This is a genomic window from Clostridium sp. OS1-26 (genome assembly GCF_030915445.1).
Lineage (GTDB): Bacteria > Bacillota > Clostridia > Clostridiales > Clostridiaceae > Clostridium_AM.
This window is the reverse complement of record NZ_CP133264.1, coordinates 1,351,961-1,378,251: the sequence shown is the minus strand read 5'-3', so window position 1 is coordinate 1,378,251 and position 26,291 is coordinate 1,351,961. Positions and strand designations below refer to the sequence as shown.

Here is a 26,291-nt window from a genome sequence, read left to right as displayed (position 1 = left end):
TATTTATAGGCAAATCGAGGTGAAATAAAATGCCTGTAAAAGCATTATTTACTTATGACCATGGACAAGAAAACATGAATAAAATCAAAAGCTTAGGGTATGACATTATAACTATAAACGAAAAAAATGCTGTTTATAGTGAATTACTAAAGGATGTAGAGGTTTTAGTATGTTATAATCCATTTGAAACTCTAGATATAAGCAAAATGAAGATGCTGAAGTGGATTCAATTATCTAGTGCAGGAATAGATCAATTGCCATTGGACTATATAAAAAATAGCAACATTACGATAACTAATAATAGAGGCGGATACAGCGTACCAATGGGAGAATGGATTGTATTGAAAATATTAGAGCTTTTAAAACACAGCCATAGATTATATGAAAATCAAAAGAACAAGCTGTGGAAAATGGATTCTACTATTTTGGAGCTTTGCGGAAAGACTATAGGTTTTATAGGGACAGGAAGTATTGCTGAAGAAGCGGCAAAAAGATTATCAGGTTTTGATGTAAAAATTTTAGGATTAAATACTGCTGGAAGGCAGGTTCAGTATTTCGATAAATGCTATGGATTAAAAGATATAAATGAAATGTTGGCCGCTAGTGATATAGTTGTTGTTACAATTCCGTACACACGAGAGACACATCACTTAATAGATGATGAAAAGTTTAGATGTATGAAGAAAGGTGCATGCATTGTAAATGTAGCCAGAGGTTCTATAATAAATGAAAAAGATCTAATAAAAAGCATCCATGAAGGTAAAATTTATGGTGCAGCCTTAGACGTAGTGGAGAATGAGCCGATGCACCCAGACAGTCCTTTATGGAACTTAGAAAATGTGATTATAACACCTCATAATTCATGGATATCTGAGATGAGGAATATTCGAAGATTTAATATGATATATGATAATATGAAAAGATATATGAAAAATGAAAAACTAGTTAATATAATAGATATAAATAAAGGTTATTAAAAATAAGGCAGATAACTATGATTATCTGCCTTACTTTTTATGTTTTAAATTTAAATTATGCATTAGTTGGAGGAGTGAATACTCTTGATGCTAATTCAGCATCAAGCATATAAAGAGCTGCAGAATCTTCGCCCATTCTTTCAAGTCTTTTTACGATACCTCCAAAGTTAGTCTCCTCTTCTACCTGTTCATCTATAAACCACTTAAGTAAGCTTATAGTTGCATGCTCTCTTTCTTCAGTAGCAATATCCATTAGATTATAGACTCTTTGAGTAACTGTTCTTTCATGAGCTAAAGCTTCCTTAAATACATGTAATACCGATTCAAAATCACTTTGCGGAGCAGGCATAGAGCTAATAATTACTCTACCATCCATTTGACTTAGGTAATCAAAAAATTTGTTCGCATGAAAAGTCTCCTCTTGGATTTGAACTTTGAAAAAATTAGCAAATCCATCTAAATCATTTGATGCAAAATATGACTGCATTGCAAGGTAAACATTAGCAGAATATAATTCATAGTTTATTTGATCGTTTATGGCATTCATAAGTTTATCACTTAACATAATAGTACCTCCTAAGTTTATATTTACAAAGTTATATAAATTAACTAAGTTTTTAGAATATATTAACATATGTTAAGTGTTTTTTGAATATGTTTTTGTAAATTTAATGATTTTGTAATTAATATTTAACCTGTTAAGGAAGTAATTTATTTAAGTCAATAGTGCCTGCTCCTTGAACCCACTTGGACATATCTTTGAGATTGCAAGATACTTTTAACAGTGAAATTAAATCCTTAAAACTTAGTTCGGGGTTATTTTCATATAAAAGTGCACAAATCCCACTGACATAGGCTGCAGCACAAGATGTCCCACTGTAATAAGTGTAAGGACTTTCCAAAGACTGAGGATATAGTTTCATTCCGTTTTTTTCTGAGACATAATTAATATTTGAGTTAAGGGAGCATATATCAACAGCAGATGCTGATAAATCTGGTTTTTCTAACTTGGCAAAAGGACCAGAGGAGGAATATTTGTATGGCTTTATAGGAGTATTAGTAGTGTCCACGCCTCCTACGGTAATACAATTTTCTAAAGTTGCAATACCAGAAATACTACTTTCAGAATTTCCATTGTGTCCTGATGGAACAACTATAGTTATACTATTTTTTATGGCTATGTCGAATATTTTTGAAAATAATGATATGATAAAATAATTGATTGAAGCCAATTCAAATGGAAGATATATAACTTTTATATTATATTCAGTGCTATTTTCAATTAAAGTTTGTATTGAAAATAGTATATTAGATACATAGCCTTTTCCTATGCTGTTAAAGGCTTTAATTGAAAATATGGAGCTATTTTCTGCTACACCTTTATATACTCCTTTAGATAAATGGCCAGTACCACATATTATTCCGCTCATAAAAGTTCCATGGCCATTATCATCATAGGGATATTTAAAGTTGTTTATTAAATCAATGAAACCCTTAATTTTATTCTTAGGAGTTAAAAGATCTGGATGAGGATAAACACCACTGTCTACTATGCCTATGCATATATTTTTACCTGTAAGTTTATACCTCTCCTGAAATACTACGCCATTGGAAGCGAGTACGCCTTTTCCACATAACAATGCTAGGCTATCGAAGGTGATATAGCTTACCTGAGGAAATTCTAATATTCTATCTATAGCATTAGGAGAGAGAATTGCACATATACAATTTATAAAAGGAATGAAATGAATTAAGTTGCCTTTATAGGATTTAATTTTCTTTTCTATAACTTCTGGTAGGTGTTTGCAATAAATAAGTACTCTATAGCTCTTATAATATTTTTTATCTATAGCCATCCTCAAATCAGGATCTAATTTATTCTTAATAGAAAACATTTAAAGCTCCTTAAAAATTAATTACATTATATATTATAATACTAAGTTATAATATATGTGCTAAGATAAAATTAATTTTTAGGAGCGTAGTAAATATTATTATTAAAATTTAAATTGATCCTTACACATCTTAAAAAAAGCTTTGGCAGTTGGAGTAAGCGTTCTCTTAGAACTCACGACTAGATAAATAGATCTTTTTAGAGCAAGGTCTTGTATGTAGCTTTCTTTTATAAGTCCAATGCTAGAATAGTTTTTAGAAATCTGTCTTGAAACTACAGATATTCCAAGTCCCTCTTTCACACATTGAAATATTGCATCTAAATTATTTACTTCAAAACATACGTCTATAGCAGAGGTGTCAAACCCATGTTTTTGGAGGACATTTTCAAAAGTTCTACGTGTAGCAGAACCTTCCTCACGCATTATAAATGTATATTTAAAAAGAGAATCTATACTAATTGTATCTGGAACATTTAATTCAGGAGAAGATATTACCACTAGATCATCTTGTATAAGTTCATAACTTTTAACCTTTTCATCATTAATGGGCTCTCCAACCATACCTAACTCGTAATCAAATTTGATAATATTTTCAATAATTTCACCAGAACTATTTTCTACTATATCAAAAGATACTTCAGGGTATAATAAATGAAACTTCCTAAGTAAGGAAGGCAGAATGGTATTGCAGGGTGTAGTACTAGCAGCTAATTTAAGCTTTCCACTGACATTTCCGTTGAAGTTTGCTAAATGTGATATTGCTTTATCACGAGTATTTAATATATCTATAGCGTATTTTAAAAATGATTCTCCAGCAGGTGTAAGAAGTACTTCCTTAGAAGTTCTATCAAAAAGTTGAATACTTAATTCTTTTTCAAGGCTTGCTATATGAGAACTAATTGCTGGTTGTGATAAAAAGCTAGAATTTGCTGCTTTAGAAAAACTTTTAAATTTTGCTACATTTATAAAGGCTTCTATTTGCTTAAAATCCATTAAATTACCCCCCAAAGATAAAATATTCTATATTAAAATAATAACATAAATTTAACAACCACAATATATTATATATGTATATTGTTAAATAGTCTAATAAATAATTTTTACACTGCATAATCTAATATAAAATGAAAATTATTTATAAAAGTTTTCAACAATAAAATAAGGCTGAAAATTTATATCAGCCTTATTTTATCAACACTTATATTTAAATATTAATATACCTACTATCATTACTATAACTCCAATAATTTTGGTCATTCCAAACTTGACCTGAGTAGAGTGAAAAAGACCAAAAGCATCAATTATAGAAGCAGAAGTAAGTTGTGCAACAAGAATAATTGAAATTGAACAAGTTGGCCCGAGGGATTTAATTCCTCGCATAACAGTGTATATTATTATAACTCCTAAAACTCCACCTAAGAGATAAAGCCTATTACAATTTTTTATGTTTTTAAAACCACTACTTCCAAAGATAAGTACTGCTATTATCGTTAATAATAGTCCACTTGCCTGAACTATAACGTTAGTTTCCCATAAACCTATTTTTTCGGCGAGGCGTGTATTGAAAACTCCTTGAAAACTCATACATATTCCAGCTATTAATGAAGTTATTATACCAAGCATTTAATTATCACCTTCCCAAAACTAGTTTAACCATAGTATGTACTTATTATGAATGAAATAAAGCAAAAAGCCTATGATTTAAAATCATGGGCTTTTTATTTTAATATCCTTCTATTTGTCTTTTATGGTTAACAGAATTTTTTTCAATATAAGCTTCTTCAATCTCATTAATAGAAAATTCTAAGCTTTTACCGAGACTTAAAAAGTCTTCAAACAGGGTTAAGTAATGGTCTCTAGAAGAAGAAACTATAAAGTCGTTTATATCTACATAAAGATTTAAAAATTGTGCAGTAATGTCATATTGAAGATCTCTGATTTCTACTTCAATATCATTAAATTGTTTCTCAAGACCCAGCGTTAATATAAAGTGAAGGCAATCAACATATTCCTCTAAAATAATACTTTTATTTGAAGGTCCTTTGTCGCTCCAAAACTTAAAACATCGTGTTTCGTTTGCAAGCTCAGCTATTTCTACCTGTAAGGCTAATATTTTCTTTGAAGTTAAAGATTTATTATCAAGTCCCCTCTGTTGTAAAATACGATTATCTAGGTTTTCTTGCAATTTAAATAGTTTTGAGAAATTCATATAATAAGGCCGCCTTTCCATATCCTTATAATTAAATAAAATTGAAATAAAAAATTTGTAATAAGATCTTATTCCTACCTATATATTTTAACGAAAAACGTTAAATATTGAAATAACACGTAATCGGTTACATAAAATTTTTTTAAAAATTTTAAAAAATTTATTACTTGAATATTATTATGTTATTATATATTAAAAATAAAAGCAGAAATACCAAATTTATAGTTGGTAAGTTTCTGCTTTTTAATAATGAATTAATTCTTAAATGTTATTTATAAAATATTTTTGTCACTCTATCAAGGATACCATTGATGTGAGCAATAGCTGTTCCATAATTGGTTATAGGAACACCTTGTTCTGAGGCTCTTATAAGTCTAGACATAAACTGTTTTCTATTAAACATACAAGCTCCACAATGAATTATAAGCTTATAGTCAGATAAGTCCTCTGGAAAATCTACACCTGCATTTACTGTTATATTTAACTCTCCACCAACTCTTTCTTTAAGCCAATTAGGAAGTTTTTCTCTTCCAATGTCATTTTTAAGAGCATGGTGGGTACAAGCTTCTGCAATTAGAACCTTATCATTAGGCTTTAAGTTATCAATGGCTTTTGCACCTTTAATTAATATGTCTAAATCTCCCTTATACCTAGCCATAAGTATAGAAAAAGAAGTTAAAGGAACATCATCAGGTATTATTTCATTTACCTTCTTAAATACTTGAGAATCAGTAATTACTAAGTCAGGTTTTGTGTTTAAGGATTGAAGAATATCAATAAGCTCAGAATCCTTAACTGTAAGTGCCAAAGCATCGTTATCAAGTATGTCCCTAATTACCTGTACTTGAGGAAGAATAAGTCTTCCTTTAGGAGCTTGAATATCTTGGGGAGCAACTACGATTACTTTATCTTTATCCTTTAATATATCTCCTACTATAGTCGATTTTTCAAAATCAATAGGAGCATTAACTTGTATAAATTCTTTCAGTTTTCCTATGTTCTTTTTATCCTTTGCACTAACTTTTACAAAAGGGATATCAAAAGTACTTTTTAAGTCTTCAATATTCATATCAACTAGGTCTATTTTATTTATGACACCTATGATAGGAATTTTTCTTTCTTTAAGTTCCTCAAACCACTCACGTTCAAGTGAAAAATCAGAGGAGTCCGATGTAAAAACTAATAAAGCTAAGTCGGTTTTTTCCATGACATTTTTTGTTTTCTTTACTCTAAGTTCTCCGATTTCGCCTGTGTCGTCAAGACCTGCTGTGTCTATAATTACAACAGGGCCTATTGGTAAAAGCTCCATAGCTTTATATACAGGATCAGTAGTGGTTCCGGCAAGGTTTGATACAAGAGCAATATCTTGACCAGTTAAAGAGTTTATTAAACTAGATTTTCCAGCATTTCTTCTACCAAAAATAGCTATATGCAATCTATTAGCTTTAGGTGTGTCTTGCATAGTTATCCTCCTAAAATTTTATTTTTTAGTTATTGCTGATTTTACGTTTACGCCATCAATTTTCCCAAGTTTTCCTGTCATAGCACTTATTTCATCCGATGTGCCATCTACTATTAGTGAAATAACAGATAGATTTTTTTCTCTGTATGGAATTCCTAACCTTCCAACTATAATCTCTGAATGATAATGTAATATATCATTAACTTTTGAAGCACTTTCGAGATTTTCTATTACAATACCAACAACGCCTATTCTTTTCTCCATAATTTTACCTCCAAAACAAAAAAGCTTTGGCAAAAGGCCAAAGATATTTACCAAGTATCCCTCCTTCCCTTTTGCTTAGAAAAATCCTTGCAATTAGGTCAAATAAAATTTAAAGTTTCAAAAATCTAAAATAACGGAGTATTCCATTAAATCAGATTAATTATCTTAATTATAATTTTATATAATAAACATGTCAAATAATAAAAAATATGCGACACAGTTTTTTATGTCGCATATTTCTTATATATTAGAATTCAGCTGATCCAGTTGTTCTTGGGAATGGAATTACGTCTCTTATATTAGATATTCCTGTAATATACATTAGAATTCTTTCAAATCCAAGACCAAAACCTGAATGTTTAGTTTCTCCATATTTTCTTAGCTCTAAATACCACCAATAATCTTGCTTATTTAGGCCCATTTCTTCAATTCTCTTTTCAAGAACATCAAGACGTTCTTCTCTTTGGCTTCCACCAACAATTTCACCAACTCCAGGTACTAATAAGTCTGCTGCAGCAACAGTTTTGCCATCTTCATTTAATCTCATGTAGAATGCTTTAATATCCTTTGGATAATCTGTAACGAATATTGGCTTTTTAAATACTTTTTCAGTTAAGTATCTTTCATGCTCTGTTTGTAGGTCAATTCCCCATTCAACTGGATATTGGAATTGCTCGCCGCATTTTTTAAGAATATCAACAGCTTCAGTATAAGTTATTCTTCCGAAATCAGAATTAGCAACATTGTTTAATCTATCCATTAATCCTTTATCGACGAATGAACTGAAGAACTCCATTTCTTCAGGTGCATTTGCTAATACGTATTTTATAACGTACTTAACAAGACCTTCAGCTACATCCATATAATCTTTTAATTCTGCAAAAGCCATTTCAGGTTCAATCATCCAGAACTCAGCAGCATGTCTTGCTGTGTATGAATTCTCTGCTCTGAATGTTGGCCCAAAGGTATAAACATTTCTAAAAGCAAGAGCCATACACTCTGCGGATAATTGACCACTTACAGTAAGATTAGTCTCTCTTCCAAAGAAGTCTTGAGAAAAATCTATATTTCCTTTATCATCCTTTGGAACATTTTGCATATCTAATGTAGTTAATCTAAACATTTCTCCAGCACCTTCACAGTCACTTCCCGTGATTATTGGAGTATTAGCATATACAAAACCTTGTTCTTGGAAGAACTTATGAACTGCATAAGCAGCTATTGAACGAACTCTAAACACAGCTGAAAATGTATTACTTCTAGGTCTTAAATGTGCTATAGTTCTTAAATACTCAAGAGTATGTCTTTTCTTTTGTAGAGGATAGTCTGAAGAAGAAGTTCCCTCTACTGATATTTTTTTAGCTTTAATTTCAAAAGGTTGTTTTGAATCTGGTGTAAGAACTACTGTACCTTCTACAGCTAGTGATGTACTAATAGGAAGCTTAGTGATCTCCTTAAAGTTATCTAAACTATCTTCAAATACTATTTGTACGTTTTTGAAAAAGCTTCCATCGTTTATTTCAACGAAGCCAAATGTTTTAGAATCCCTTACTGTTCTAACCCATCCTGAAATTTTTACATCTTTATCAGCAAATTTTTCGCATTCTCTGTAAAGTTGTTTAACTAATGTTACGTCCATTTTATAAATCCTCCTTATTTTTTATGATATTATGATATTTTATCCAAATATGTATAAATATAAAAGCCCTCCATCCACAAAGGGACGAAAGGCTTAAGTTCCGCGGTACCACCCAATTTGTCATAAATATGACCAACTTTAAAAAGCAAAAAACAAATGATTTTATGCTTACCAATTATAAGGTATTGGATACCTCTAAGCCTACTTTTATTTAAAATTCGGTTAGAAACTCAGAGATGTTCTTCCATACAGACTTGATTATTGATCTTCCACCATCATCAACTCGCTTTAAATAAGTTCTATATGTACTTTTCTCATCATAGTTTTAGATATTATGTTAAAATGATAATATTTTATCTTAAAATTATAATAGTTATAAAATTATATGTCAATAATTATTAGCTCGTTATTTTGTATCTTTAAAACTTTTTTCGTGGTTTAACAGCCAATCTTTTCGCCATAGCCCTCCACCATATCCAGTTAAACTTCCGGAATTTCCGATGACCCTATGACAAGGAATAATTATGCTTATTTTATTGTTATGGTTAGCACCACCTACAGCTCTTACAGCTTTTTCATTTCCTATAGCCTTGGCTATATCTAAATAAGAGCATGTTTCTCCATAAGGTATATCTTGAAGTTTATTCCATACCTTTTCTCTAAATTCAGTTCCACTGATATTTAGTTTTAGTGAAAAATTCTTTCTAACACCTTTAAAGTATTCATCAAGTTGATTAACACATTCAACTAAACAATCAGCAGTTTCAGAAGATTTTACATCTTCTTCTATAAAGTATAAGGAAATAACACCATCAATATTGCCTTTAAGTTCTATAGTGCCAATTGGAGATTTGTAATATACAGTATATATTTTATCCATAACTCTCACCTAAATTAAAATAAATTTGTTATATTAATAGTTTATAATAAGGACAATGTAATTGTCTACATTAGTTTAAAATATTTTATTGATAATTAATAGTGGTTGTGATACGATAATAATTATTAGGATATAAGGGATATTTTTCAATTGTAGCATAATAATATATATTTACATAATGAACATAAATTAAACGGGGGTGTTATTATTGAACGAAAAAGTTGTATTAACAGGTAATCAAGCAATAAGCAGAGGGTTTTGGGAAGCGGGAGGTGTAGTAGCATCAAGTTATCCAGGATCACCGACAGTAGAGATACTAGAATCTTTAAAAAACTATCCTGAAGTTTACTGTGAATGGGGAACAAATGAAAAGGTTGCATTTGAAGTGGCTATGGGAGGAAGCTTCGCCGGAGCTAGAAGCATGGTATCTATGAAGCATGTTGGAATAAACATAGCAGCAGACCCATTCATGACATTTACACAAATAAAAACTAAGGGAGGGTTTATATTAGTAGTAGGTGATGACCCAGGACTTACAAGCTCTCAAAACGAACAAGATAGTAGATTTTGGGGAAAGTATGCTAATATACCTGTATTTGAACCATCTAACCCACAAGAAGCTAAAGATTTTGTTAAAATTGGCCTAAATATCAGTGAAACCTTTAATACTCCTGTATTATTAAAGATGACTAGCAGGCTGTGTCACTGTAGGGGAATTGTAGAACTATCTGATAGAGAAGAGAAGGAAGTAGAAGGATTTGTTGCAGAACAATCAAGGTATTGTATGCTTCCTCCGAATGCTAATAAACAACAGTACTTTATGAAGGAAAGAATGGAAAAGCTTCAAGGGTTTAATAATGAATTAGACTTAAATACCTTAGATGAAGTGGAAGGTTCAGATACCTTAATTATTAGCAGTGGTATGCCTTATGAGTGTTTGAAAGAGTTGAATGTTAAAGCTTCCATTTTAAAGCTTGCAATGGTATGGCCATTACCAATAGAAAAAATTAAAAATTTAAGTAGTAAGTATAAACAAATAATTGTAATTGAAGAACTCATGCCATATATAGAGGAAGCTCTAAAAATGAATGAAATAGAGGTTAAGGGTAAAGAATATTTTTCATTTACTGGTGAGCTTACAATAGATGAAATACGAAAAGGATTAGAAAAGTTAGACATTATATCAAAAGCAGATGTTAACGAAACAGATGTTGAATCGGAAGAAATTCCACCAAGAACACCTATGTTATGTTCAGGATGTCCTCATAGACCAATATTCCACATTCTGAAGATGGCTAACGCTACTGTCATGGGAGATATAGGATGCTATTCACTTGGTATACTAGAGCCTTTTGAGGTTCATAAGACTAATATAAGCATGGGAGCTTCCTTAGGAAATGCTATAGGAGTTGCAGTAGCTCAGAGTAAAGCTGGAAAGAAAAAGCCAATAGTTGCTACAATTGGTGATGGTACATTTTTTCATTCTGGAATGACGGGAATGCTTCAATTAGCGAAAACTAAAGAGAATATTACTGTTATTGTAATGGATAACAGAACTACTGCAATGACTGGTGGTCAGGAGACCTTTACAACTGGAGATTACTTTAAAGATAGAGATAGCTATAGTATAAGTATTCCAGAAGTATTAAAAGCTTTTGGCATAAAGGATATTACAATAGTAGATCAATTTAAATATAAGGAAACTAAAGAAGCAATACATGCTGCAATGAAAAGAGAAGGATTATCCATAATTGTTACGACTAGACCATGTGCTTTAAACTTTAAAATTAAACAACCTCACTTCTACGTTGATGAAAATATATGTATAAGCTGTAGAAGTTGTATTAGAACTAACTGTCCGCCAATATCCATGAAACAATATCCAGGTAAGGATAAGAAAAATTCTTATATCAATCCGGATATGTGTGTAGGGTGTTCTGTTTGTTCACAGGTATGTCCAGTAGGAGCTATAAAAAGAAGCTCAGAGGCAAATAGTTAAGGGGGGATGGTTATGAGTATAACAAATATATTGATTAGCGGAGTTGGAGGTCAAGGTCTTGTTGTTGCAACTAAAATATTAGCTGAAACTGCTTTTAAAGAAGGATATGATATTAGAACTAGTGACGTTATTGGCCTTTCGCAAAGAGGAGGTATGGTTTGGGGCAGTGTAAGATTTGGTGAAAAAGTTTATTCTCCAATTATACCAAAGGGCGAAGGTGACATATTATTAGCTATGGAAAAGCTTGAAGGATTAAGATGGGCGAAAAGCTTAAGAAATGGAGCTAAAGTTATAGTAAATGATGAGATAGTATTCCCTAATAGGGTATTAATTGAGAAGGAAGAATATCCTGAGAATATAGAAGATAAGATTAGAAGTAAAGGCCTAGATGTAATTTCTATAGAGGCTAATAAAATAGCAAAAGATTCAGGGAATATAAAGACTGCCAATATAGTACTATTAGGATGCTTATCAAAATTTTTGCCTTTTAAAGAGGAAAGTTGGATTGAAGTAATTAAAAATAACGTTCCTAAAAGCACTATAGATGCAAATATAGAAGCATTTAAAAAAGGTAGAGTTTAATGTATAGGGGTATGCCAAAAGAGATTGGCATACCCCTATATTTAATTGCTTCGTACCTCAAATTCATCTATAAGCGTATAGGTGAAAGGAGTTGTAAAGGAAGAAAGTCTTATAAATCTTGAGGACATTGGTTTATCTAAGGTTAAATATATTTTATATTTAGAACCACTGCGTTCTGAAAATGGGATTGTAGGGATTCTTAAAAGACCTACCGGCTGAAAGTTTATTCCATCACTAGAAACTGCAATTGATGCTTTAGAAGGCAGCTGAACCCAAGGAATTGGGTCTCTTAAGTAACTTACAGCAAATTGCTGAACATCTGTAGTTTTACCTAAATCTATAGTAATATCAACGGGATTATTGTACAAGCCTACAAAGGATTTATCTTTATTAGAGTTTATGCCCGAATAGATCCCATCTGTGAGCTTTTTAGAATTTATATCACCATAAATATAGTCTGGTGCAGGAAAAGTTGTATAAGTACAGTTTTGAGAAAGCAACTTAGCCAAAGGTTTATCAGGATTTGCACTAACTTTAATAGAATTAGAAGCATCAGAAAGATTTCCCGAAAAGTCAAAGGATTTTACCTCATAGCTATATGAGGTTATACTGCTTTCCAAAAGAGGTCTGTCCGTATAACTCATGTAAAGGCCCTTTAAGTCTCCGCCATATTTTCTTTGTGATATTGTACTGAAAATTAGCGTTCCATTGCGATATACATTATATCCGCAGATATCTTTAGTATTTTTAGGTTCAGTCCATGAAAGAGCAAATTCATTTTTATTTATAGTTTCTACAATTAAGTTCTGAGGCTTATCAGGTTTATGGACTGGAAGAACTCCATTTTTCACATACTTGTAATAAGCATTCTGAAAACCATCGTTAATATTGTTAGGACTATAGTAATGGCTATAAGAAAAGCAAACTATGTTATCAACACAAGGACTCACTAGCCTTAATTGCTTAATGAAGCGATTTAATGGAGCACTTGAATTATTTACATAATCAAAAGTTTCAATATTTGCCCAAAATAAAAGACCAGGTTTGTTATTTACAGCTTTTTTGAGAGCGGTAAACCAAGAGTTAGCTTCATCGATATTTATACGGCCACTTCCAACAGAATCCTGGACGCAGAAAATATCGCCTTTTGTTAGATCCGTATGTGTAAATAAGTATGACCAGTTGTCAGCATATTCTTTAGGAGTACTGCAGGACGAATTCATAAAAGGAGATAACAAAACAGGTAGACGCTCATTTTTATCTTTTAAATGTCTTAGATTAATATTTAATGCATTAGATAAAACACTAAACTGATTAGTATTGACAAACTTAGCGTTGTCTACTTCGTATGGAAAGTACCAACCATAAAAGGCTTTTGGATATTTAGAGTGATACTTAACATACAATTCATCAGACACTTGATTCACTTTTTGCATTTGAGTATAAAGCCACTCCGAGTTATCACCAGATTTTTGCCACCAATCATTGTTAAAGTAAGTATCTACGAAAACTTTTATTCCTAACTCCTCAGCATTTTTTAGACAAAGATCAATAGGGTCTGTTTGTCCGTAAATTTTTGTAAATCCAGGTATGGTGCTGTTATAAACAGATTTTGTTTCACTTCCACTAGAGAAAGAAACACCAGTAATAATAAGAAAGTGCATTTTATTTTGCTTCAAGTATTGAAGCTCGCTTTTCCATTTTGAATCATCCCAATTTTGAGCAAGATCTAATTGAATGAAAGTTCCATCTGCTATTGGGGAATTTTTATAAGACTTAATTGGACTATTAAAATAGATAAATATAAATATGCCAATAATAAATACTATAGAGCCTAACTTTATCATTGCTTTTCTATTTAACATAATTATTTACAAAGTTCCTTTCTACATAATTATCATAGTAAGTAAATGCTATAATAAATTATAAGCGTTTGTAGACAATAACTCAAATTTAATCTATTTAAATTATACATATATTTAATAATATAACATAAAAAGAGTGAACATTCCGTTCACTCTTTTTATGTTATTATTCGGCTAATGCTATTACTTCTATTTCAACTAAAGCATCTTTTGGAAGTACTACTTGCACGCATGATCTTGCAGGCATATCTTTTTGGAAGTATTGTGCATAAACTTCGTTAACAGCAGCGAAATCACTCATATTCTTTACGAAAACAGTTGTTTTAATAACTTTATCTAAAGATGTTCCTGCTTCTTCAAGAATAGCCTTTACATTTTCTAATGATTTTTCTGTAGCTTTTTTAACGTCTCCAATTAATTCTCCAGTAACTGGATCTAATGGGAGTTGTCCTGATGTAAATACTAAATTCCCAACTTTAACTGCTTGAGAATAAGGTCCTACTGCTCCTGGAGCATTTGTTGTGCTTATTATCTTTTTTTCCATGTTGTTAATCCTCCTGTAAATTGTTTTATTAAATAAATCATAAAGTAATAATTACTTTATGAGGGTAAACGTTAGCCTCCGATTTGATACATTAATCTATTGTCGGAGTTATTATCATTATCATTAAATTTATGTCTTATAGGTTTATTAAAAATATCCCTCTTAATTACTTCTTTTAATTCAGCATCAGTTATATCATTTCTAATTAAACTTCTTAAATCTGTTCCTGAATTCCAATGAAGACATTGTTTTAAAAAACCTTCAGAGGTTAGGCGAATTCTATTACAGTTTTCGCAAAAGGAATGACTCATAGCACTTATAAATCCTATTTTTCCTATTCCTTTTTCAGTTTTGAAATATGAAGCAGGGCCTTCATGGTTAGTTATACTATCACAGGTTGTCAAAGAAGAATTTTTTGAAATAATATTTTTTAGCTGTTGAGTGGATATAGATTTAAAATTTTTACCTTCACCTATAGGCATAAGTTCGATAAACCTAACATCTATAGGATTGTTTTCTGTAATAGCAACAAAATCCATAATTTCATTGCTATTAAAACCCTCCATAATGACAGTATTTATTTTAACCTTTAGACCATTATCTACAGCAAAATTTAAAGAATTAATTACGCTCTTTAGATCACCACCACGAGTTATATTACTGTATACATCTTCTTTCAGAGTATCTAAGCTAATATTGACTCTATCGAGGCCAGCTTTAATTAGAGAGGTTAGATGCTGAGCTAAAAGTATTCCATTAGTAGTAATACAGACTTCATTTATGTTAGGTAAAGATTTTATATCCTTTATAAGATCCACAATACCTTCTCTTACAAGAGGTTCTCCTCCAGTTATTCTTATCTTCGATATACCTAGTTCGGAGGTCAATTTGACGATTCTATGAATCTCATCAAGCTTCAGCAGGTTGGATTCAGGCATAAACTTTATCCCTTTATTCGGCATACAATATATGCATCTTAGATTACATCTATCTGTTACTGAAATTCTAAGATAGTTTATATTTCTCCCGCATTTATCTAGCACTATATCCACCTCCTTTTATATCTATATTAGTTGCAACAAGCAAAGCACTGTTATGCTTAAACATAATTAAATATTTATATTTTTTAAATTCTTTAAATGATCTAATGAACCTTTATTTTTAATAAGCAATATCTCGCTTAAAATACCAAGCGCTATTTCCTCAGGTTTTTCTGAAGCTATATTTAGCCCCATTGGAGTGAACACCTTTTGTAACTCCTCCTTAGGAACTCCAGCATTCATTAAATTTTGCATAATGAAAAGTATTTTTTTAGTACTTCCAATCATTCCAACATAGGCAGCACCCTTAGATACTGAAGCCATAAGAGCATCACTGTCTGACCTATGACCTTTTGTAACTATGGTTACATAAGTATTTTCATCAAATTTATATTTAGATAAAGTATCGCCTATGTTGCCTATAATAATCTCATCTGCATCATCAAATACTGTACTATTTGCAAATTCTTCTCTATCATCAAAAATGACTGTATAAAAGCCTAATATTTTTCCTAATTTATGAAGTTGCTGTCCTATATGACCAGCACCAGCTATAAGCAGTTTAGGGCTAGGAGTAAAAACTTTTATAAAACCTTTAACCTGACCACCACACTGTGCATCTAGGCCACCTTTTTCATTTAATATATATTCAAAATTACTATCATCGCCTTGGTCAATACATTCTATAGCTTTAAGAATGACCTTATGCTCAACTATACCTCCTCCAATAGAACCTAATATTCTGCCATCTTTCCATACTGCCATGGTAGATCCTGTCTTTCTTGGAGCAGATCCTAATGAATCTGTTATAGTGGCTAGGGCAACTCTTTCACCACTGCGTAAACTCTCATATACTTCTTTTAATATCTTTTCGTCCATAGCCACACACTCCATAATTTTTATTATTTTTTAAGTATAGTATAGCTTCTAATACTCCGCCGCCAATACTTCTTGCCTTATCTGAAATTGTGTAACAGTTTTCTTTTTCCGTAGCTCTTGGATCAATATCTGCTATTTTAAATTTTGCAGTTATATTACTTCCATTCCTTATAATTCCTCTCAGTAGTCCATTTATACTAGCTTTAACTTCCATATCGTCTACATAAGCTATTATATCATTGACTTCAACTATATCACCAATGTTCCGAACGTTTCTAATAATGCCAGCACAAGGGCTATATATTACTCTTTCTTTTGAGTAGCCCATTATATTACCAGGAACTCCAGTATTTTTTTTAGCGCAGCCTTCTAATATCACTCTTCCTAAATTATGGCCCCTCATAGTTTCAATTACTGCATGTACATCTTTTCCAGCCTCAAAGCCTGGCCCTAAAGCAATAGTTATATCAGCCATATCCATAGTAGTACCTAAGTTCTTTTTTGCTAAAATCGCATCAACTACAATTTGAGGTTTAAAAACATCTATATATAGACCATTTGGATCTACAACCACTGGTATTTTATTTTCTAACCATGCTTTCTTAACTTCTTTAACATTGCATGCATAAATGGAAGTAATACCTTCTATTGTGATTTGTCCTTCATATATGGCTTCGCTGAAACAAACAGTTCTTCTTATTGAGGTAGGAGTTGATACTTCTAGTATTAGAACTTTAAATCCACTTCTGTGTAGTTTTTGGATTGTTCCTGAAGCTATATCCCCTCCGCCTCTAACAATTACAAGTTCATTAAACATATCTAACCGTCCTTTTATTTATTATATTTAATATATTTTTATAATCTTCTGGTGTATCAATATCAAGTAAAGGTAATTGACTATTTAGCTTTATAAAACGCACATCATTCTTGTATTTATCTATTATTATTCGACCGCCAGTATCACCCTGAAGACATAGTAATTCATCTCTAAACCTTTTAGGAAAGATGACGGGAGAACCTCTTCTGGAATCAAAAGTAGGAACTATAATTGAATGCTTGTATTTATAAAAGGCATAATTTAAAAGTCTTATTGTATCTGTATCTATAAAAGGTTGATCACCAGTGAAGAACATATAACCATCAGCATCACAAGAGTTAGTAATTCCAAGTTTAATTGATTCACTTTGACCATAAATGGCTTTATCATTAAAAATAGTTTTAATGCCTCTTTTTGGGACGATTTTAATACATTTTCATCTCTCCCAATTAAAACGATATCATTAAAATTATAAGACAACACTGAATCCATAACATGTTCAATTATTGACTGACCATTAAGGTTTAAGGAAAGTTTATTCTCACCCATTCTTTTGCTATAACCTGCTGCCAAAATAATAGCATTAATCATTTAGTATCCTCCTAAGCCAGATACAGCTAAAAAGCTAATTGATATTTTTTACTCATTAAGCTTCCTATAATTACTTTGTTGAAGCAAATATTGCTATTTTCTAGCAGGGCTTCCAAAAGCTTATTTGCTATTAATAATTCATTAGCATTTTCAATTTTGTTAATGAAAAGTATTTTTTCTCCTAAGGCATTCTTAAATAATCCATTTGGATGAAGTATTAAAGAAATAAGATGCTGCATATTTATAGGTTCATCTATTGTTGAATTTGTCAATTTTAAAAATTCTTCAAGCCTATGAACGTTAGTATCATTAATCCTTTTACCTATTGTTTTTATATCTAATATTCCAATTGTTTTATTTGTTTTTTTGTATATTACAGGTTCATTAATATTCCACCCTTTGATAGGTTTCATCTTAGATCCATCTGCCTCTATTAATGTATAATTAAAAGATTTAGAAAACGTCTCTATAGTGTTACTATCTAAACCAACAACTTTACCAGCCTCGTTTAGGGAACTACCAAAAATGTAAATACCTTTGGTGTTAACTTGGCTATAGTATCCATAATCTTTTTTATCTAGACACATATAATCATATTGATTTTTACTTGGAAGAAATATTTTAGTAGTTGTTGTCACTAATACTTTGCTTTCTTCTTTTAGCTCTTCAGCTAAATTAAACATAAGAGAGGTTTTACCACCAGCTCCTACAATAGAAACTATACATTCTTTCTTCAAATCTAGTAATTCTTTTAATTTCATACCTTACCTCATGCATGATGGAGTTAATTTATAATTCTGTATAAAGTATTACAAGCAACTAATGTGCCAGGAAAAACAAAAAATCTTAATTAAAGGCATGCTAATATAAAATTAGTTAGTAAAATAGCGGTCTTTAAGCCATTACAAAAATTTTATAATTATAAATAGTTATAAAATTTCATTGGTTAAGGATTACTACTAAGTAGTATTATGTAAAATAATTAAATTTTTTATTATCATATTGATAAAAAATTATCGTTTTGATAACAATATAGTATAATATATATATAGCATAGTATCTTTTAAAGTTCGACAAAATATGTTATCATTTTGATAAAAGTTGTATGAATTTTAGAATAAATTATAATTAGAGCAGGGAAGTGAGTACTATGGAAGTTTCGATATTAAAGCATATACAAGACACTGTTATAAAATATGCAAATGTAATTTCTACTATAATAAAAGTTGAAGTCGAGATTGTAGATAAAAACCTTATCAGAATTGCAGGTACTGGTATTTATAAGAATAGAATTAATGAGAATATATCAAAGAAAGGGTACATCTATAAACATACTTTAACGACAGGAGAAAATCACATTGTAAAAAACCCAGGAGCCCATTATCTATGTGAGGAATGTGTTGACAAAGATTGCTGTATTGAAAAAATGCAGGTATGTAATCCTATAAAGTTAAACAATGAAATAATAGGTGTAATAGGCCTAATTTGTTCAAATGAAGATCAAAAAGAACATCTAATTAGAAATTTAGACTTTTATTTGGAGTTTTTATCTCAAATAGGAGAGTTTATTAGCGCCAAGGCTTATGAATACTCAGAAAATAAACGAGATCAGATGATGGTAGAAGTTTTAAAGCAGGTTATCGATAGTGTAGATAAAGGTGTTCTAATCATAAATAATAATAGTGAAATTGTGCATATGAACAGTAGTGCTATGAAACAATTAAAGCTTACAGCAGCCCATCTAAATAAAGTAATAGATATAAATGCTACTAGTGAATATATAATGGGTGGAGAAATGTACACCATAAATGTAGATGGAAGAAAGATTAATCTTATGGGAAGATTGATACCAGTTTATCCTATATTGGGAGAATACGATAAGATATTTATTTTTAATGAGCTAAAGAAGGTAAAAACAGAAATATATGAAACAGCTTATGCATGGAAACCTATTAAGACTGAGGATATTGCAGGAACATCTAGAGCCATGACACTGCTAAAGGACAAAATAAAAAAGGTAGCATCCTCAAAGTCTACAGTGCTTATTACAGGGGAGAGTGGTACTGGTAAAGAGCTTATTGCAAGAGCTGTCCATTCAGAGAGTGATAGAAATGGCAAGCCTTTTATAGCAATTAACTGTGGTGCAATACCAGATACCTTGCTAGAGAGTGAGCTATTTGGGTATGTGAGAGGTGCATTTAGTGGCGCTGATCCAGGCGGTAGAATAGGGAAATTTGAGTTAGCTAATAAAGGTACAATATTTTTAGACGAAATAGGTGATATGCCACTTTATCTTCAAGTTAAGCTTTTGAGGGTTCTTCAAGAAAGAAAAATTGCCAGAATAGGTTCAAATCAACTTATAGAGCTAGATATCAGGGTGATTGCTGCAACAAACAAAGATATAAGAAAGCTTATAAGTGAAAATAAATTTAGAGAGGATTTATATTATCGTCTTAATGTTATCCCAATGGAGATTCCACCTTTGAGAGCAAGAAGGGAAGATATAGAGCCTATAGCTATGAATATGGTGGAAAAGTATAATAAGTTATTTGATAAATCTGTTCATTCAGTAGAGAGTCAGGCAAAACAAACGCTTATAAATTACTATTGGCCAGGTAATGTTAGGGAATTAGAAAATACAATAGAGTTTATGATAAATATGGCAGATGAAAGTGGAGTATTAAAGTTAGAAATGCTTCCTCAGAATATTGTAGATTATGAAAACGCTGAAGACAGTGAGCAAAATCAAGAAAATGTTATAAGAAAACTTAAGGATATAGAAAAGGAATATATATTAAAAGCTATTGAGATTTATGGTGATGATACAAAAGGCAAACAAGCAGCAGCTAAGCAATTAGGAATTGGAATAGCTACTCTCTATAGAAAATTAGAAGGAATTAAGTAATTATCAATTTGATAACTATTTCTCGTTAAATTTTAGATAAAGTTTGATGTAATAAGCTTTTATCAAATTGATAATCACTTATCAATTTGATAAGTAAAAATGTAAAAAAATGTACTATAATCAAAAAATATGCATGGATTAAAATGTAGATCCATGCATATTTTTTTGTATTTAAAATTTTTTTTATAATCTTTAAATATTGATATTTAATAATATCCTGATTTCATGAAAAAGTTTTCATGAAAAAAATCGAGTTTTGGCACGATAATTGCTACAAATGATTTATGTAGAAAAAAATCAAGGGAGAGAGGTATTAATATGGACCGTAAAATACAATGGCAAGAAAACAATATGTCATCAAAGGATAATAAGGTATCTGTTGACTTTCTAGGACATGAAGAAATAAAAAAGGCTAGAAACTTTCATCAAAGTTTTCCACAGTACTCAAGAACACCATTAGCAGAATTGAATAATTTAGCAAAAAGCCTAGGATTAGGTGGACTTTATATAAAAGATGAATCATACCGTTTTGGATTAAATGCTTTTAAAGTTTTAGGTGGATCTTTTGCTATGGCTAAGCATTTAGCTGAAAGATTAGGTAAAGATATATCAGAACTTAACTTTGAGAAACTTACTTCAGAGGAAATAAGAGAGCAATTAGGTGAAATTACATTTGTTACTGCAACAGATGGGAATCATGGAAGAGGTGTTGCATGGACTGCTAATCAATTAAAGCAAAAATCAGTTGTGTATATGCCAAAGGGATCATCACTAACTCGTTTAGAAAACATACGTGCTGAAGGTGCTGAAGCATCAATAACTGATCTTAACTATGATGATGCAGTTAGATTAGCAAATAAATATGCAGAAGAACATGATGGAATTATGGTTCAAGATACAGCTTGGGAAGGATATGAAAAAATTCCAACATGGATAATGCAAGGATATGGAACAATGGCTTCAGAAGCCTTAGAACAGCTTAGAGAAACAGGCGTTCAAAGACCTACTCATATTTTTGTACAAGCTGGAGTTGGTTCTTTAGCAGGAGCTGTACAAGGATACTTCGCATCAGTATTTGGAGCTGAATGTCCAACAACTGTAATAGTAGAAGCTGACGAAGCGGCTTGTTTATATAAATCAGCAGTAGCTGGAGATGGAGAAGCTAGAGCTGTTACTGGTGATATGCCAACAATAATGGCAGGGTTAGCTTGTGGAGAAGCTAATACAATAGGATGGGAAGTATTAAAAGGATATAGCAAAGTATTCGTATCATGTCCAGACTGGGTAGCTGCAAAAGGTATGAGAACTCTAGGAAATCCATTAAATGGTGACACTAAGGTTATTTCAGGAGAGTCAGGTGCAGTTACAGCAGGACTTATCGCTTCAATAATGACTAGAGATGATATGAAAGAACTTAGAGAAAAATTAAATCTAAATGAAAATTCAAGAGTACTTTTATTTAGTACAGAAGGAGATACTGACCCAGCTAAATACAGAAGTATAGTATGGGATGGAGAATACGGAAGCTACTAATTAAAATAAGTTTAAAGTTAAAATAAAATGAAGGTGAGGAAAATTATTATGTTAACTAATGCAAGAAAAGAGCAATTAACTAAATTATGTCAAGAATTATTACGTAATCCAAGCGTTTCTGGGGAAGAAGATAAAGTAGTAGAGGCTATAAAAAAAGCGTTTAAAGAAATGGGATACGATGACTGTTTCGTAGATGCTTATGGAAACGTAATTGGACACATAAAAGGAAACAAACCAGGAAAATCAATATTATTTGATGGTCATATAGATACAGTTCCAGTTCCAGACGATTCAAAGTGGAAACATGCACCATTTGGTGGAGAAATAGAAGATGGAAAAATATATGGTCGTGGAGCTTCAGACATGAAAGGTGCAGTAAGTGCAATGATAGCTGCAGTATCATACTTTGCTGAAGATACAAAGAAAGATTTTGCAGGAGACCTTTATGTAGCAGGAGTTGTTCATGAAGAAATATTTGAAGGAATTGCTGCTCGTAAAATAAGTGAAGCTATAAATCCAGATTTAGTTGTAATTGGAGAAGCTTCAGAGCTTAACCTTAAGAGAGGACAGCGTGGTCGTGCTGAAGTAGTTATAGAAACTTTCGGAAAGCCAGCACACTCAGCTAACCCAGAAAAAGGTATAAACGCTGTATATAAAATGTCAAAAATAATTGAAAAAGTTCAAGATATTGAAACTATAGAGCAACCAGTATTAGGAAAAGGAATACTTGTTCTTACAGACATAAAATCTTCTCCATATCCAGGAGCTTCAGTAGTTCCAGATTACTGTAAGGCTACTTTTGATAGAAGACTTCTTGTAGGAGAAACTAAAGAATCTGTGCTTGCACCAGTTATAGCATTAGTTGAAGAGCTAAAGAAGCAAGATCCAGAATTAGATGCAAAGGTATCTTATGCTATAGGTAAAGAAAGATGCTTTACTGGAGAAGTTATTGAAGGAGAAAGATTCTTCCCAGGTTGGTTATATGATGAAGAGGATGATTTTGTACAAGCTGCTTACAAAGGATTAAAAGATGTTGGAATTAATCCAGAGATTGCACACTACTCATTCTGTACAAATGGAAGCCACTATGCAGGAGAAAAGGGAATAAAGACAATAGGCTTTGGTCCTTCAAAAGAAAATCTTGCACATACAATAGATGAGTATATCGAGCAAGAGCAGTTATACAAAGGCGCAGAAGGATACTACGGAATATTAAAATCAGTATATAGTAAATAATGAAGGTGATTAATAATGAGAACCATAATTAGAAATGGGTTAGTTATAGATGGAACAGGAGATAAGGCCTATAAGGCCGATCTCCTTATAGAAAATGACCGTATTGCAAAAATAGGTCAACTAGAAGAGAGCAGCATTGACAGAACAATTGATGCAAAGGGAATGATAGTGTGTCCAGGATTTATAGATACACATAGCCATTCTGACCTTAAAATACTTGTAAATCCTTTTAATGAGACAAAAATAAGACAAGGTATAACAACAGAAGTTTTAGGACAAGATGGTATATCAATGGCACCGCTTCCAAAGCAGTATATAAGCCCTTGGAGAAAAAATCTAGCAGGATTAGATGGTGACAGCGATGAGATAGATTGGACATATGAAACTACTGACAACTATCTAAAAATGATGGAACAAAAGGGTATTGGATTAAACCAAAGTTATCTAGTACCACATGGAAATGTTCGTATGGAAGTTTTAGGATTAGACAACAAACAACCAAATGATGAAGAAATACAAAAGATGTGTGAAGTTACTAGAAGAGAAATGGAAGCTGGAGCTTATGGACTTTCTACTGGACTCATATATATGCCATGCGCATATTCACAGACTAATGAAATAATTGAAATGTGTAAAGTTGTAGCTGAGTACGATGGGGTATTTGTTGTCCATCAAAGAAGTGAAGCAGACACTATATTAGATTCAATGGAAGAAGTTATTGAAATAGGTAGAAAGTCTGGTGTAAAAATTCACTTCTCACACTTCAAGGTTTGTGGAAAGAAAAACTGGAAATATATAGATCAGGTAATAGAACTTCTTGAAAAGGCAAAGGCTGAGGGAATAACAGTTTCCTTTGACCAGTATCCATATGTAGCTGGAAGCACAATGCTTGGAGTTATCCTTCCACCTTGGGCTCATGATGGAGGAACTGATAAGCTTCTAGAAAGACTTAAGAATCCAGAAATGAGAGCAAAGATGGTAGAGGATATGGAGAATGGTATACCAGGTTGGGATAACTTCGTTGACTTTGCCGGCATGGATCAAATTTTTGTTACAAGTGTAAAAACAGAAAAGAATGAGGATTTAGTAGGAAAGAGCTTAGTAGAAATAGGAGAGATAAGAGGTAAAAACCCTTATGATGCTACCTTCAATCTTCTTTATGAAGAAGAAAATGCTGTTGGAATGGTAGATTTCTATGGTCTCGAAGAGCATGTAATAAAATTCCTAAATAGACCAGAGCAAAATGTTTGCACAGATGGTCTTTTAGCAGGAAAACCTCATCCAAGAGTATTTGGAGCATTTCCAAGAGTTCTCGGAAAATACGTGAGGGAAGAGAAAGCGTTAACCTTTGAGCAAGCTATCTATAAGATGACAAAAAACCTGCAGAGGCTTTTGGATTTAAAGAGAGAGGTACTTTAACAGCTGGTAATTATGCAGATATAGTTATATTTGATCCAGAAACTGTACAAGATAAGGGGACTTATGTGGATCCTATTCAGTATCCAGAAGGAATTCAATACGTTATTATAAATGGAAATATAGCTATAGATGATGGAAAGTATGAAAAAGTATTAGCAGGCAAGGTGTTAAGAAAAGCTAGGTCTTAAGAACAACTTAATAATAGTTTAGCAAGGAGGCACAGGGATGCTGTTAGTAGGTAATGGAAGATTAGTTACACAAAATAATAAAGTACCATACATTGAAAACGGTTGTGTAGCAATAGAAGGGAATATTATAAAAGAATTTGGAAGCACAGCAGATATTAGAAAAAAATATCCAGATGCAGAATTCATGGATGCTAAGGGAAAAGTAATTATGCCTGGTATGATAAATACTCACATGCATTTTTACAGCTCCTTTGCTAGAGGAATATCCTCAGCACCATCATATAATTTTGTAGAAATACTTGAAAATCTTTGGTGGAAGCTTGATAAAGTCCTTACACTTGAGGATGTAAAATATAGTGCCTTAATTACAATAATAGATTGTATAAAAAATGGAACAACTACTATATTTGACCACCATGCGAGCCCAATGGCTATTACAAACAGTTTGTTTACAATGGCAGAAGCTTCAAAAGAAATGGGCGTTAGAAGTTGTCTTTGCTATGAAGTCTCAGATAGAGATGGAAAAGAAATAATGGAAGAAGGCATAAGAGAGAATGTTAACTTCATAAAACATGCTAATGCTGATGATAGTGACATGCTAAAAGGAATGTTTGGATTACATGCTTCAATGACACTTTCTAATGAGACAATGGAAAAATGTGCTGAGGCTATGGTTGGTTTAAATAGTGGATATCATATACACACCGCTGAAGGAATAGCAGATGTTTATGATTCGCTAAATAAATATGGTAAAAGAGTAGTTCAAAGACTTATGGATTTTAATATGTTAGGCGAAAAAACTATTACTCCTCATTGTATTCATGTAAACAATTTTGAAATGGAGATTTTAAAGGAATCCAAAACCAATGTAGTGCATAATCCTGAATCTAATATGGGAAATGCAGTAGGATGCGCACCTGTATTAGAAATGATGAATAAGGGAATAACTGTAGGACTTGGCACTGATGGATATACTAGTGATATGTTTGAATCTATGAAGGTAGCTAATATACTGCACAAGCATAATCTTTCTAATCCAAGTGTAGCATGGGGAGAAGTTCCTACTATGTTATTTAATAATAATAAAGCAATAGCGTCCAAGTATTTTGAGAAAACTCTTGGAAGTATAGAAGAGGGTGCTTATGCTGATTTAATTATAGTAGACTATACTCCGCATACTATAATGAATGAAAATAACTACAATGGTCATATTCTATTTGGAATGACTGGAAGAAGTGTTGACACAACTATAGTAAATGGAAAAGTTCTTATGAAGGATAGAGTAATAACAGGAATAGATGAAGAATTAGTTTATGCTAAATCAAGAGAATTAGCAGCAAAAGTATGGGATAGATTTTAATAAATTT

Annotated in this window: 22 protein-coding genes, 2 pseudogenes and 1 other annotated feature; of the genes and pseudogenes, 8 read left to right on the top strand and 16 right to left on the bottom strand. The window is 31.7% G+C overall.

Going from position 1 to position 26,291, the window contains the following annotated elements:
- The first annotated feature begins 29 nt into the window (after window positions 1-29).
- Window positions 30-977 carry a phosphoglycerate dehydrogenase gene (locus tag RCG18_RS06830; protein WP_308040602.1) on the top strand — a complete coding sequence of 316 codons (948 nt, stop codon included), beginning with the start codon at window positions 30-32 and terminating at the stop codon, window positions 975-977.
- A gap of 55 nt (window positions 978-1,032) precedes the next feature.
- Here the strand turns inward: RCG18_RS06830 and RCG18_RS06825 are convergent, their stop codons facing one another.
- The 9 genes from RCG18_RS06825 to RCG18_RS06785 all read right to left on the bottom strand — a co-directional run bounded on the left by RCG18_RS06825 (window position 1,033) and on the right by RCG18_RS06785 (window position 9,326).
- Window positions 1,033-1,542, bottom strand: a complete 510-nt coding sequence (locus tag RCG18_RS06825; protein ID WP_308040601.1) for a ferritin — start codon at window positions 1,540-1,542, stop codon at window positions 1,033-1,035.
- Between the two features lie 133 nt (window positions 1,543-1,675).
- Window positions 1,676-2,872, bottom strand: coding sequence for a S8 family serine peptidase (locus tag RCG18_RS06820; RefSeq protein WP_308040599.1), 1,197 nt, complete (start codon window positions 2,870-2,872; stop codon window positions 1,676-1,678).
- Between the two features lie 102 nt (window positions 2,873-2,974).
- Window positions 2,975-3,865: a selenium metabolism-associated LysR family transcriptional regulator gene (locus tag RCG18_RS06815; protein WP_308040597.1), complete on the bottom strand. Its 891-nt coding sequence runs from the start codon at window positions 3,863-3,865 to the stop codon at window positions 2,975-2,977.
- Window positions 3,866-4,063: 198 nt separating this feature from the next.
- Window positions 4,064-4,495, bottom strand: coding sequence for a DMT family transporter (locus tag RCG18_RS06810; protein ID WP_308040596.1), 432 nt, complete (start codon window positions 4,493-4,495; stop codon window positions 4,064-4,066).
- A gap of 100 nt (window positions 4,496-4,595) precedes the next feature.
- Window positions 4,596-5,081 (bottom strand): dUTP diphosphatase, encoded by a 486-nt coding sequence (locus RCG18_RS06805; protein WP_308040595.1) that lies wholly within the window; start codon window positions 5,079-5,081, stop codon window positions 4,596-4,598.
- Window positions 5,082-5,349: 268 nt separating this feature from the next.
- Window positions 5,350-6,543, bottom strand: a complete 1,194-nt coding sequence (gene hydF / locus RCG18_RS06800; RefSeq protein ID WP_308040594.1) for a [FeFe] hydrogenase H-cluster maturation GTPase HydF — start codon at window positions 6,541-6,543, stop codon at window positions 5,350-5,352.
- A gap of 18 nt (window positions 6,544-6,561) precedes the next feature.
- A complete protein-coding gene (locus tag RCG18_RS06795) occupies window positions 6,562-6,807 on the bottom strand; it encodes a TM1266 family iron-only hydrogenase system putative regulator (protein ID WP_308040593.1) in 246 nt (81 codons plus the stop codon).
- A gap of 247 nt (window positions 6,808-7,054) precedes the next feature.
- Window positions 7,055-8,446 (bottom strand): asparagine--tRNA ligase, encoded by a 1,392-nt coding sequence (gene asnS, locus RCG18_RS06790; protein WP_308040592.1) that lies wholly within the window; start codon window positions 8,444-8,446, stop codon window positions 7,055-7,057.
- 77 nt (window positions 8,447-8,523) lie between these two features.
- Window positions 8,524-8,776, bottom strand: a binding site (T-box leader).
- Between the two features lie 76 nt (window positions 8,777-8,852).
- Window positions 8,853-9,326: a methylated-DNA--[protein]-cysteine S-methyltransferase gene (locus tag RCG18_RS06785; RefSeq protein WP_308040591.1), complete on the bottom strand. Its 474-nt coding sequence runs from the start codon at window positions 9,324-9,326 to the stop codon at window positions 8,853-8,855.
- 208 nt (window positions 9,327-9,534) lie between these two features.
- Here RCG18_RS06785 and RCG18_RS06780 point away from each other — a divergent pair, with 208 nt between their 5' ends.
- Window positions 9,535-11,325 carry a thiamine pyrophosphate-dependent enzyme gene (locus RCG18_RS06780; RefSeq protein WP_374119041.1) on the top strand — a complete coding sequence of 597 codons (1,791 nt, stop codon included), beginning with the start codon at window positions 9,535-9,537 and terminating at the stop codon, window positions 11,323-11,325.
- 12 nt (window positions 11,326-11,337) lie between these two features.
- The gene (locus RCG18_RS06775) at window positions 11,338-11,907 is read left to right on the top strand and encodes an indolepyruvate oxidoreductase subunit beta (protein WP_308040589.1); all 570 of its coding nucleotides are present in this window, start codon (window positions 11,338-11,340) and stop codon (window positions 11,905-11,907) included.
- Window positions 11,908-11,948: 41 nt separating this feature from the next.
- On the opposite strand, the gene RCG18_RS06770 is transcribed toward RCG18_RS06775, so the two are convergent.
- From RCG18_RS06770 to yqeC, 7 genes and pseudogenes are all read right to left on the bottom strand, one after another.
- Window positions 11,949-13,772: a DUF4434 domain-containing protein gene (locus RCG18_RS06770; RefSeq protein WP_308040588.1), complete on the bottom strand. Its 1,824-nt coding sequence runs from the start codon at window positions 13,770-13,772 to the stop codon at window positions 11,949-11,951.
- 166 nt (window positions 13,773-13,938) lie between these two features.
- Window positions 13,939-14,316 (bottom strand): RidA family protein, encoded by a 378-nt coding sequence (locus RCG18_RS06765; RefSeq protein ID WP_308040587.1) that lies wholly within the window; start codon window positions 14,314-14,316, stop codon window positions 13,939-13,941.
- 71 nt (window positions 14,317-14,387) lie between these two features.
- Entirely contained in the window at window positions 14,388-15,359 is a 972-nt protein-coding gene (gene moaA, locus RCG18_RS06760) for a GTP 3',8-cyclase MoaA (protein ID WP_308040586.1), read from the bottom strand.
- A gap of 66 nt (window positions 15,360-15,425) precedes the next feature.
- Complete coding sequence (locus tag RCG18_RS06755) at window positions 15,426-16,235, bottom strand: XdhC/CoxI family protein (RefSeq protein WP_308040585.1); 810 nt, start codon at window positions 16,233-16,235, stop codon at window positions 15,426-15,428.
- Complete coding sequence (gene yqeB / locus RCG18_RS06750) at window positions 16,204-17,052, bottom strand: selenium-dependent molybdenum cofactor biosynthesis protein YqeB (RefSeq protein WP_211142383.1); 849 nt, start codon at window positions 17,050-17,052, stop codon at window positions 16,204-16,206. Before yqeB ends, RCG18_RS06755 begins: the two co-directional genes overlap by 32 nt.
- Window positions 17,045-17,601: pseudogene (locus RCG18_RS06745) on the bottom strand (NTP transferase domain-containing protein). The gene yqeB and the pseudogene RCG18_RS06745 overlap by 8 nt, the downstream one beginning before the upstream one ends.
- 68 nt (window positions 17,602-17,669) lie before the next feature.
- Window positions 17,670-18,404, bottom strand: a complete 735-nt coding sequence (gene yqeC / locus RCG18_RS06740; RefSeq protein WP_308040584.1) for a selenium cofactor biosynthesis protein YqeC — start codon at window positions 18,402-18,404, stop codon at window positions 17,670-17,672.
- Between the two features lie 389 nt (window positions 18,405-18,793).
- Here yqeC and RCG18_RS06735 point away from each other — a divergent pair, with 389 nt between their 5' ends.
- The 5 genes and pseudogenes from RCG18_RS06735 (at window position 18,794) to ssnA (ending at window position 26,284) form a co-directional block, all read left to right on the top strand.
- The gene (locus RCG18_RS06735; RefSeq protein ID WP_308040583.1) at window positions 18,794-20,548 is read left to right on the top strand and encodes a sigma 54-interacting transcriptional regulator; all 1,755 of its coding nucleotides are present in this window, start codon (window positions 18,794-18,796) and stop codon (window positions 20,546-20,548) included.
- A 318-nt stretch (window positions 20,549-20,866) separates the two neighbouring features.
- The gene (dpaL, locus tag RCG18_RS06730; RefSeq protein WP_308040582.1) at window positions 20,867-22,081 is read left to right on the top strand and encodes a diaminopropionate ammonia-lyase; all 1,215 of its coding nucleotides are present in this window, start codon (window positions 20,867-20,869) and stop codon (window positions 22,079-22,081) included.
- A gap of 27 nt (window positions 22,082-22,108) precedes the next feature.
- Window positions 22,109-23,317, top strand: coding sequence for a YgeY family selenium metabolism-linked hydrolase (locus tag RCG18_RS06725; RefSeq protein WP_308040581.1), 1,209 nt, complete (start codon window positions 22,109-22,111; stop codon window positions 23,315-23,317).
- Window positions 23,318-23,332: 15 nt separating this feature from the next.
- Window positions 23,333-24,924 (top strand): annotated as a pseudogene (locus tag RCG18_RS06720) (amidohydrolase family protein).
- Between the two features lie 37 nt (window positions 24,925-24,961).
- Window positions 24,962-26,284 (top strand): putative aminohydrolase SsnA, encoded by a 1,323-nt coding sequence (gene ssnA, locus RCG18_RS06715; RefSeq protein WP_308040580.1) that lies wholly within the window; start codon window positions 24,962-24,964, stop codon window positions 26,282-26,284.
- Window positions 26,285-26,291: the final 7 nt, after the last annotated feature.

Bases quoted from the DNA above. Each gene is read 5' to 3' on its own strand.
- RCG18_RS06830 (WP_308040602.1), top strand. From the start codon at position 30: ATGCCTGTAAAAGCATTATTTACTTATGACCATGGACAAGAAAACATG.
- RCG18_RS06825 (WP_308040601.1), bottom strand. From the start codon at position 1,542: ATGTTAAGTGATAAACTTATGAATGCCATAAACGATCAAATAAACTAT.
- RCG18_RS06820 (WP_308040599.1), bottom strand. From the start codon at position 2,872: ATGTTTTCTATTAAGAATAAATTAGATCCTGATTTGAGGATGGCTATA.
- RCG18_RS06815 (WP_308040597.1), bottom strand. From the start codon at position 3,865: ATGGATTTTAAGCAAATAGAAGCCTTTATAAATGTAGCAAAATTTAAA.
- RCG18_RS06810 (WP_308040596.1), bottom strand. From the start codon at position 4,495: ATGCTTGGTATAATAACTTCATTAATAGCTGGAATATGTATGAGTTTT.
- RCG18_RS06805 (WP_308040595.1), bottom strand. From the start codon at position 5,081: ATGAATTTCTCAAAACTATTTAAATTGCAAGAAAACCTAGATAATCGT.
- hydF (WP_308040594.1), bottom strand. From the start codon at position 6,543: ATGCAAGACACACCTAAAGCTAATAGATTGCATATAGCTATTTTTGGT.
- RCG18_RS06795 (WP_308040593.1), bottom strand. From the start codon at position 6,807: ATGGAGAAAAGAATAGGCGTTGTTGGTATTGTAATAGAAAATCTCGAA.
- asnS (WP_308040592.1), bottom strand. From the start codon at position 8,446: ATGGACGTAACATTAGTTAAACAACTTTACAGAGAATGCGAAAAATTT.
- RCG18_RS06785 (WP_308040591.1), bottom strand. From the start codon at position 9,326: ATGGATAAAATATATACTGTATATTACAAATCTCCAATTGGCACTATA.
- RCG18_RS06775 (WP_308040589.1), top strand. From the start codon at position 11,338: ATGAGTATAACAAATATATTGATTAGCGGAGTTGGAGGTCAAGGTCTT.
- RCG18_RS06770 (WP_308040588.1), bottom strand. From the start codon at position 13,772: ATGTTAAATAGAAAAGCAATGATAAAGTTAGGCTCTATAGTATTTATT.
- RCG18_RS06765 (WP_308040587.1), bottom strand. From the start codon at position 14,316: ATGGAAAAAAAGATAATAAGCACAACAAATGCTCCAGGAGCAGTAGGA.
- RCG18_RS06755 (WP_308040585.1), bottom strand. From the start codon at position 16,235: ATGGACGAAAAGATATTAAAAGAAGTATATGAGAGTTTACGCAGTGGT.
- yqeB (WP_211142383.1), bottom strand. From the start codon at position 17,052: ATGTTTAATGAACTTGTAATTGTTAGAGGCGGAGGGGATATAGCTTCA.
- yqeC (WP_308040584.1), bottom strand. From the start codon at position 18,404: ATGAAATTAAAAGAATTACTAGATTTGAAGAAAGAATGTATAGTTTCT.
- RCG18_RS06735 (WP_308040583.1), top strand. From the start codon at position 18,794: ATGGAAGTTTCGATATTAAAGCATATACAAGACACTGTTATAAAATAT.
- dpaL (WP_308040582.1), top strand. From the start codon at position 20,867: ATGGACCGTAAAATACAATGGCAAGAAAACAATATGTCATCAAAGGAT.
- RCG18_RS06725 (WP_308040581.1), top strand. From the start codon at position 22,109: ATGAAGGTGAGGAAAATTATTATGTTAACTAATGCAAGAAAAGAGCAA.
- ssnA (WP_308040580.1), top strand. From the start codon at position 24,962: ATGCTGTTAGTAGGTAATGGAAGATTAGTTACACAAAATAATAAAGTA.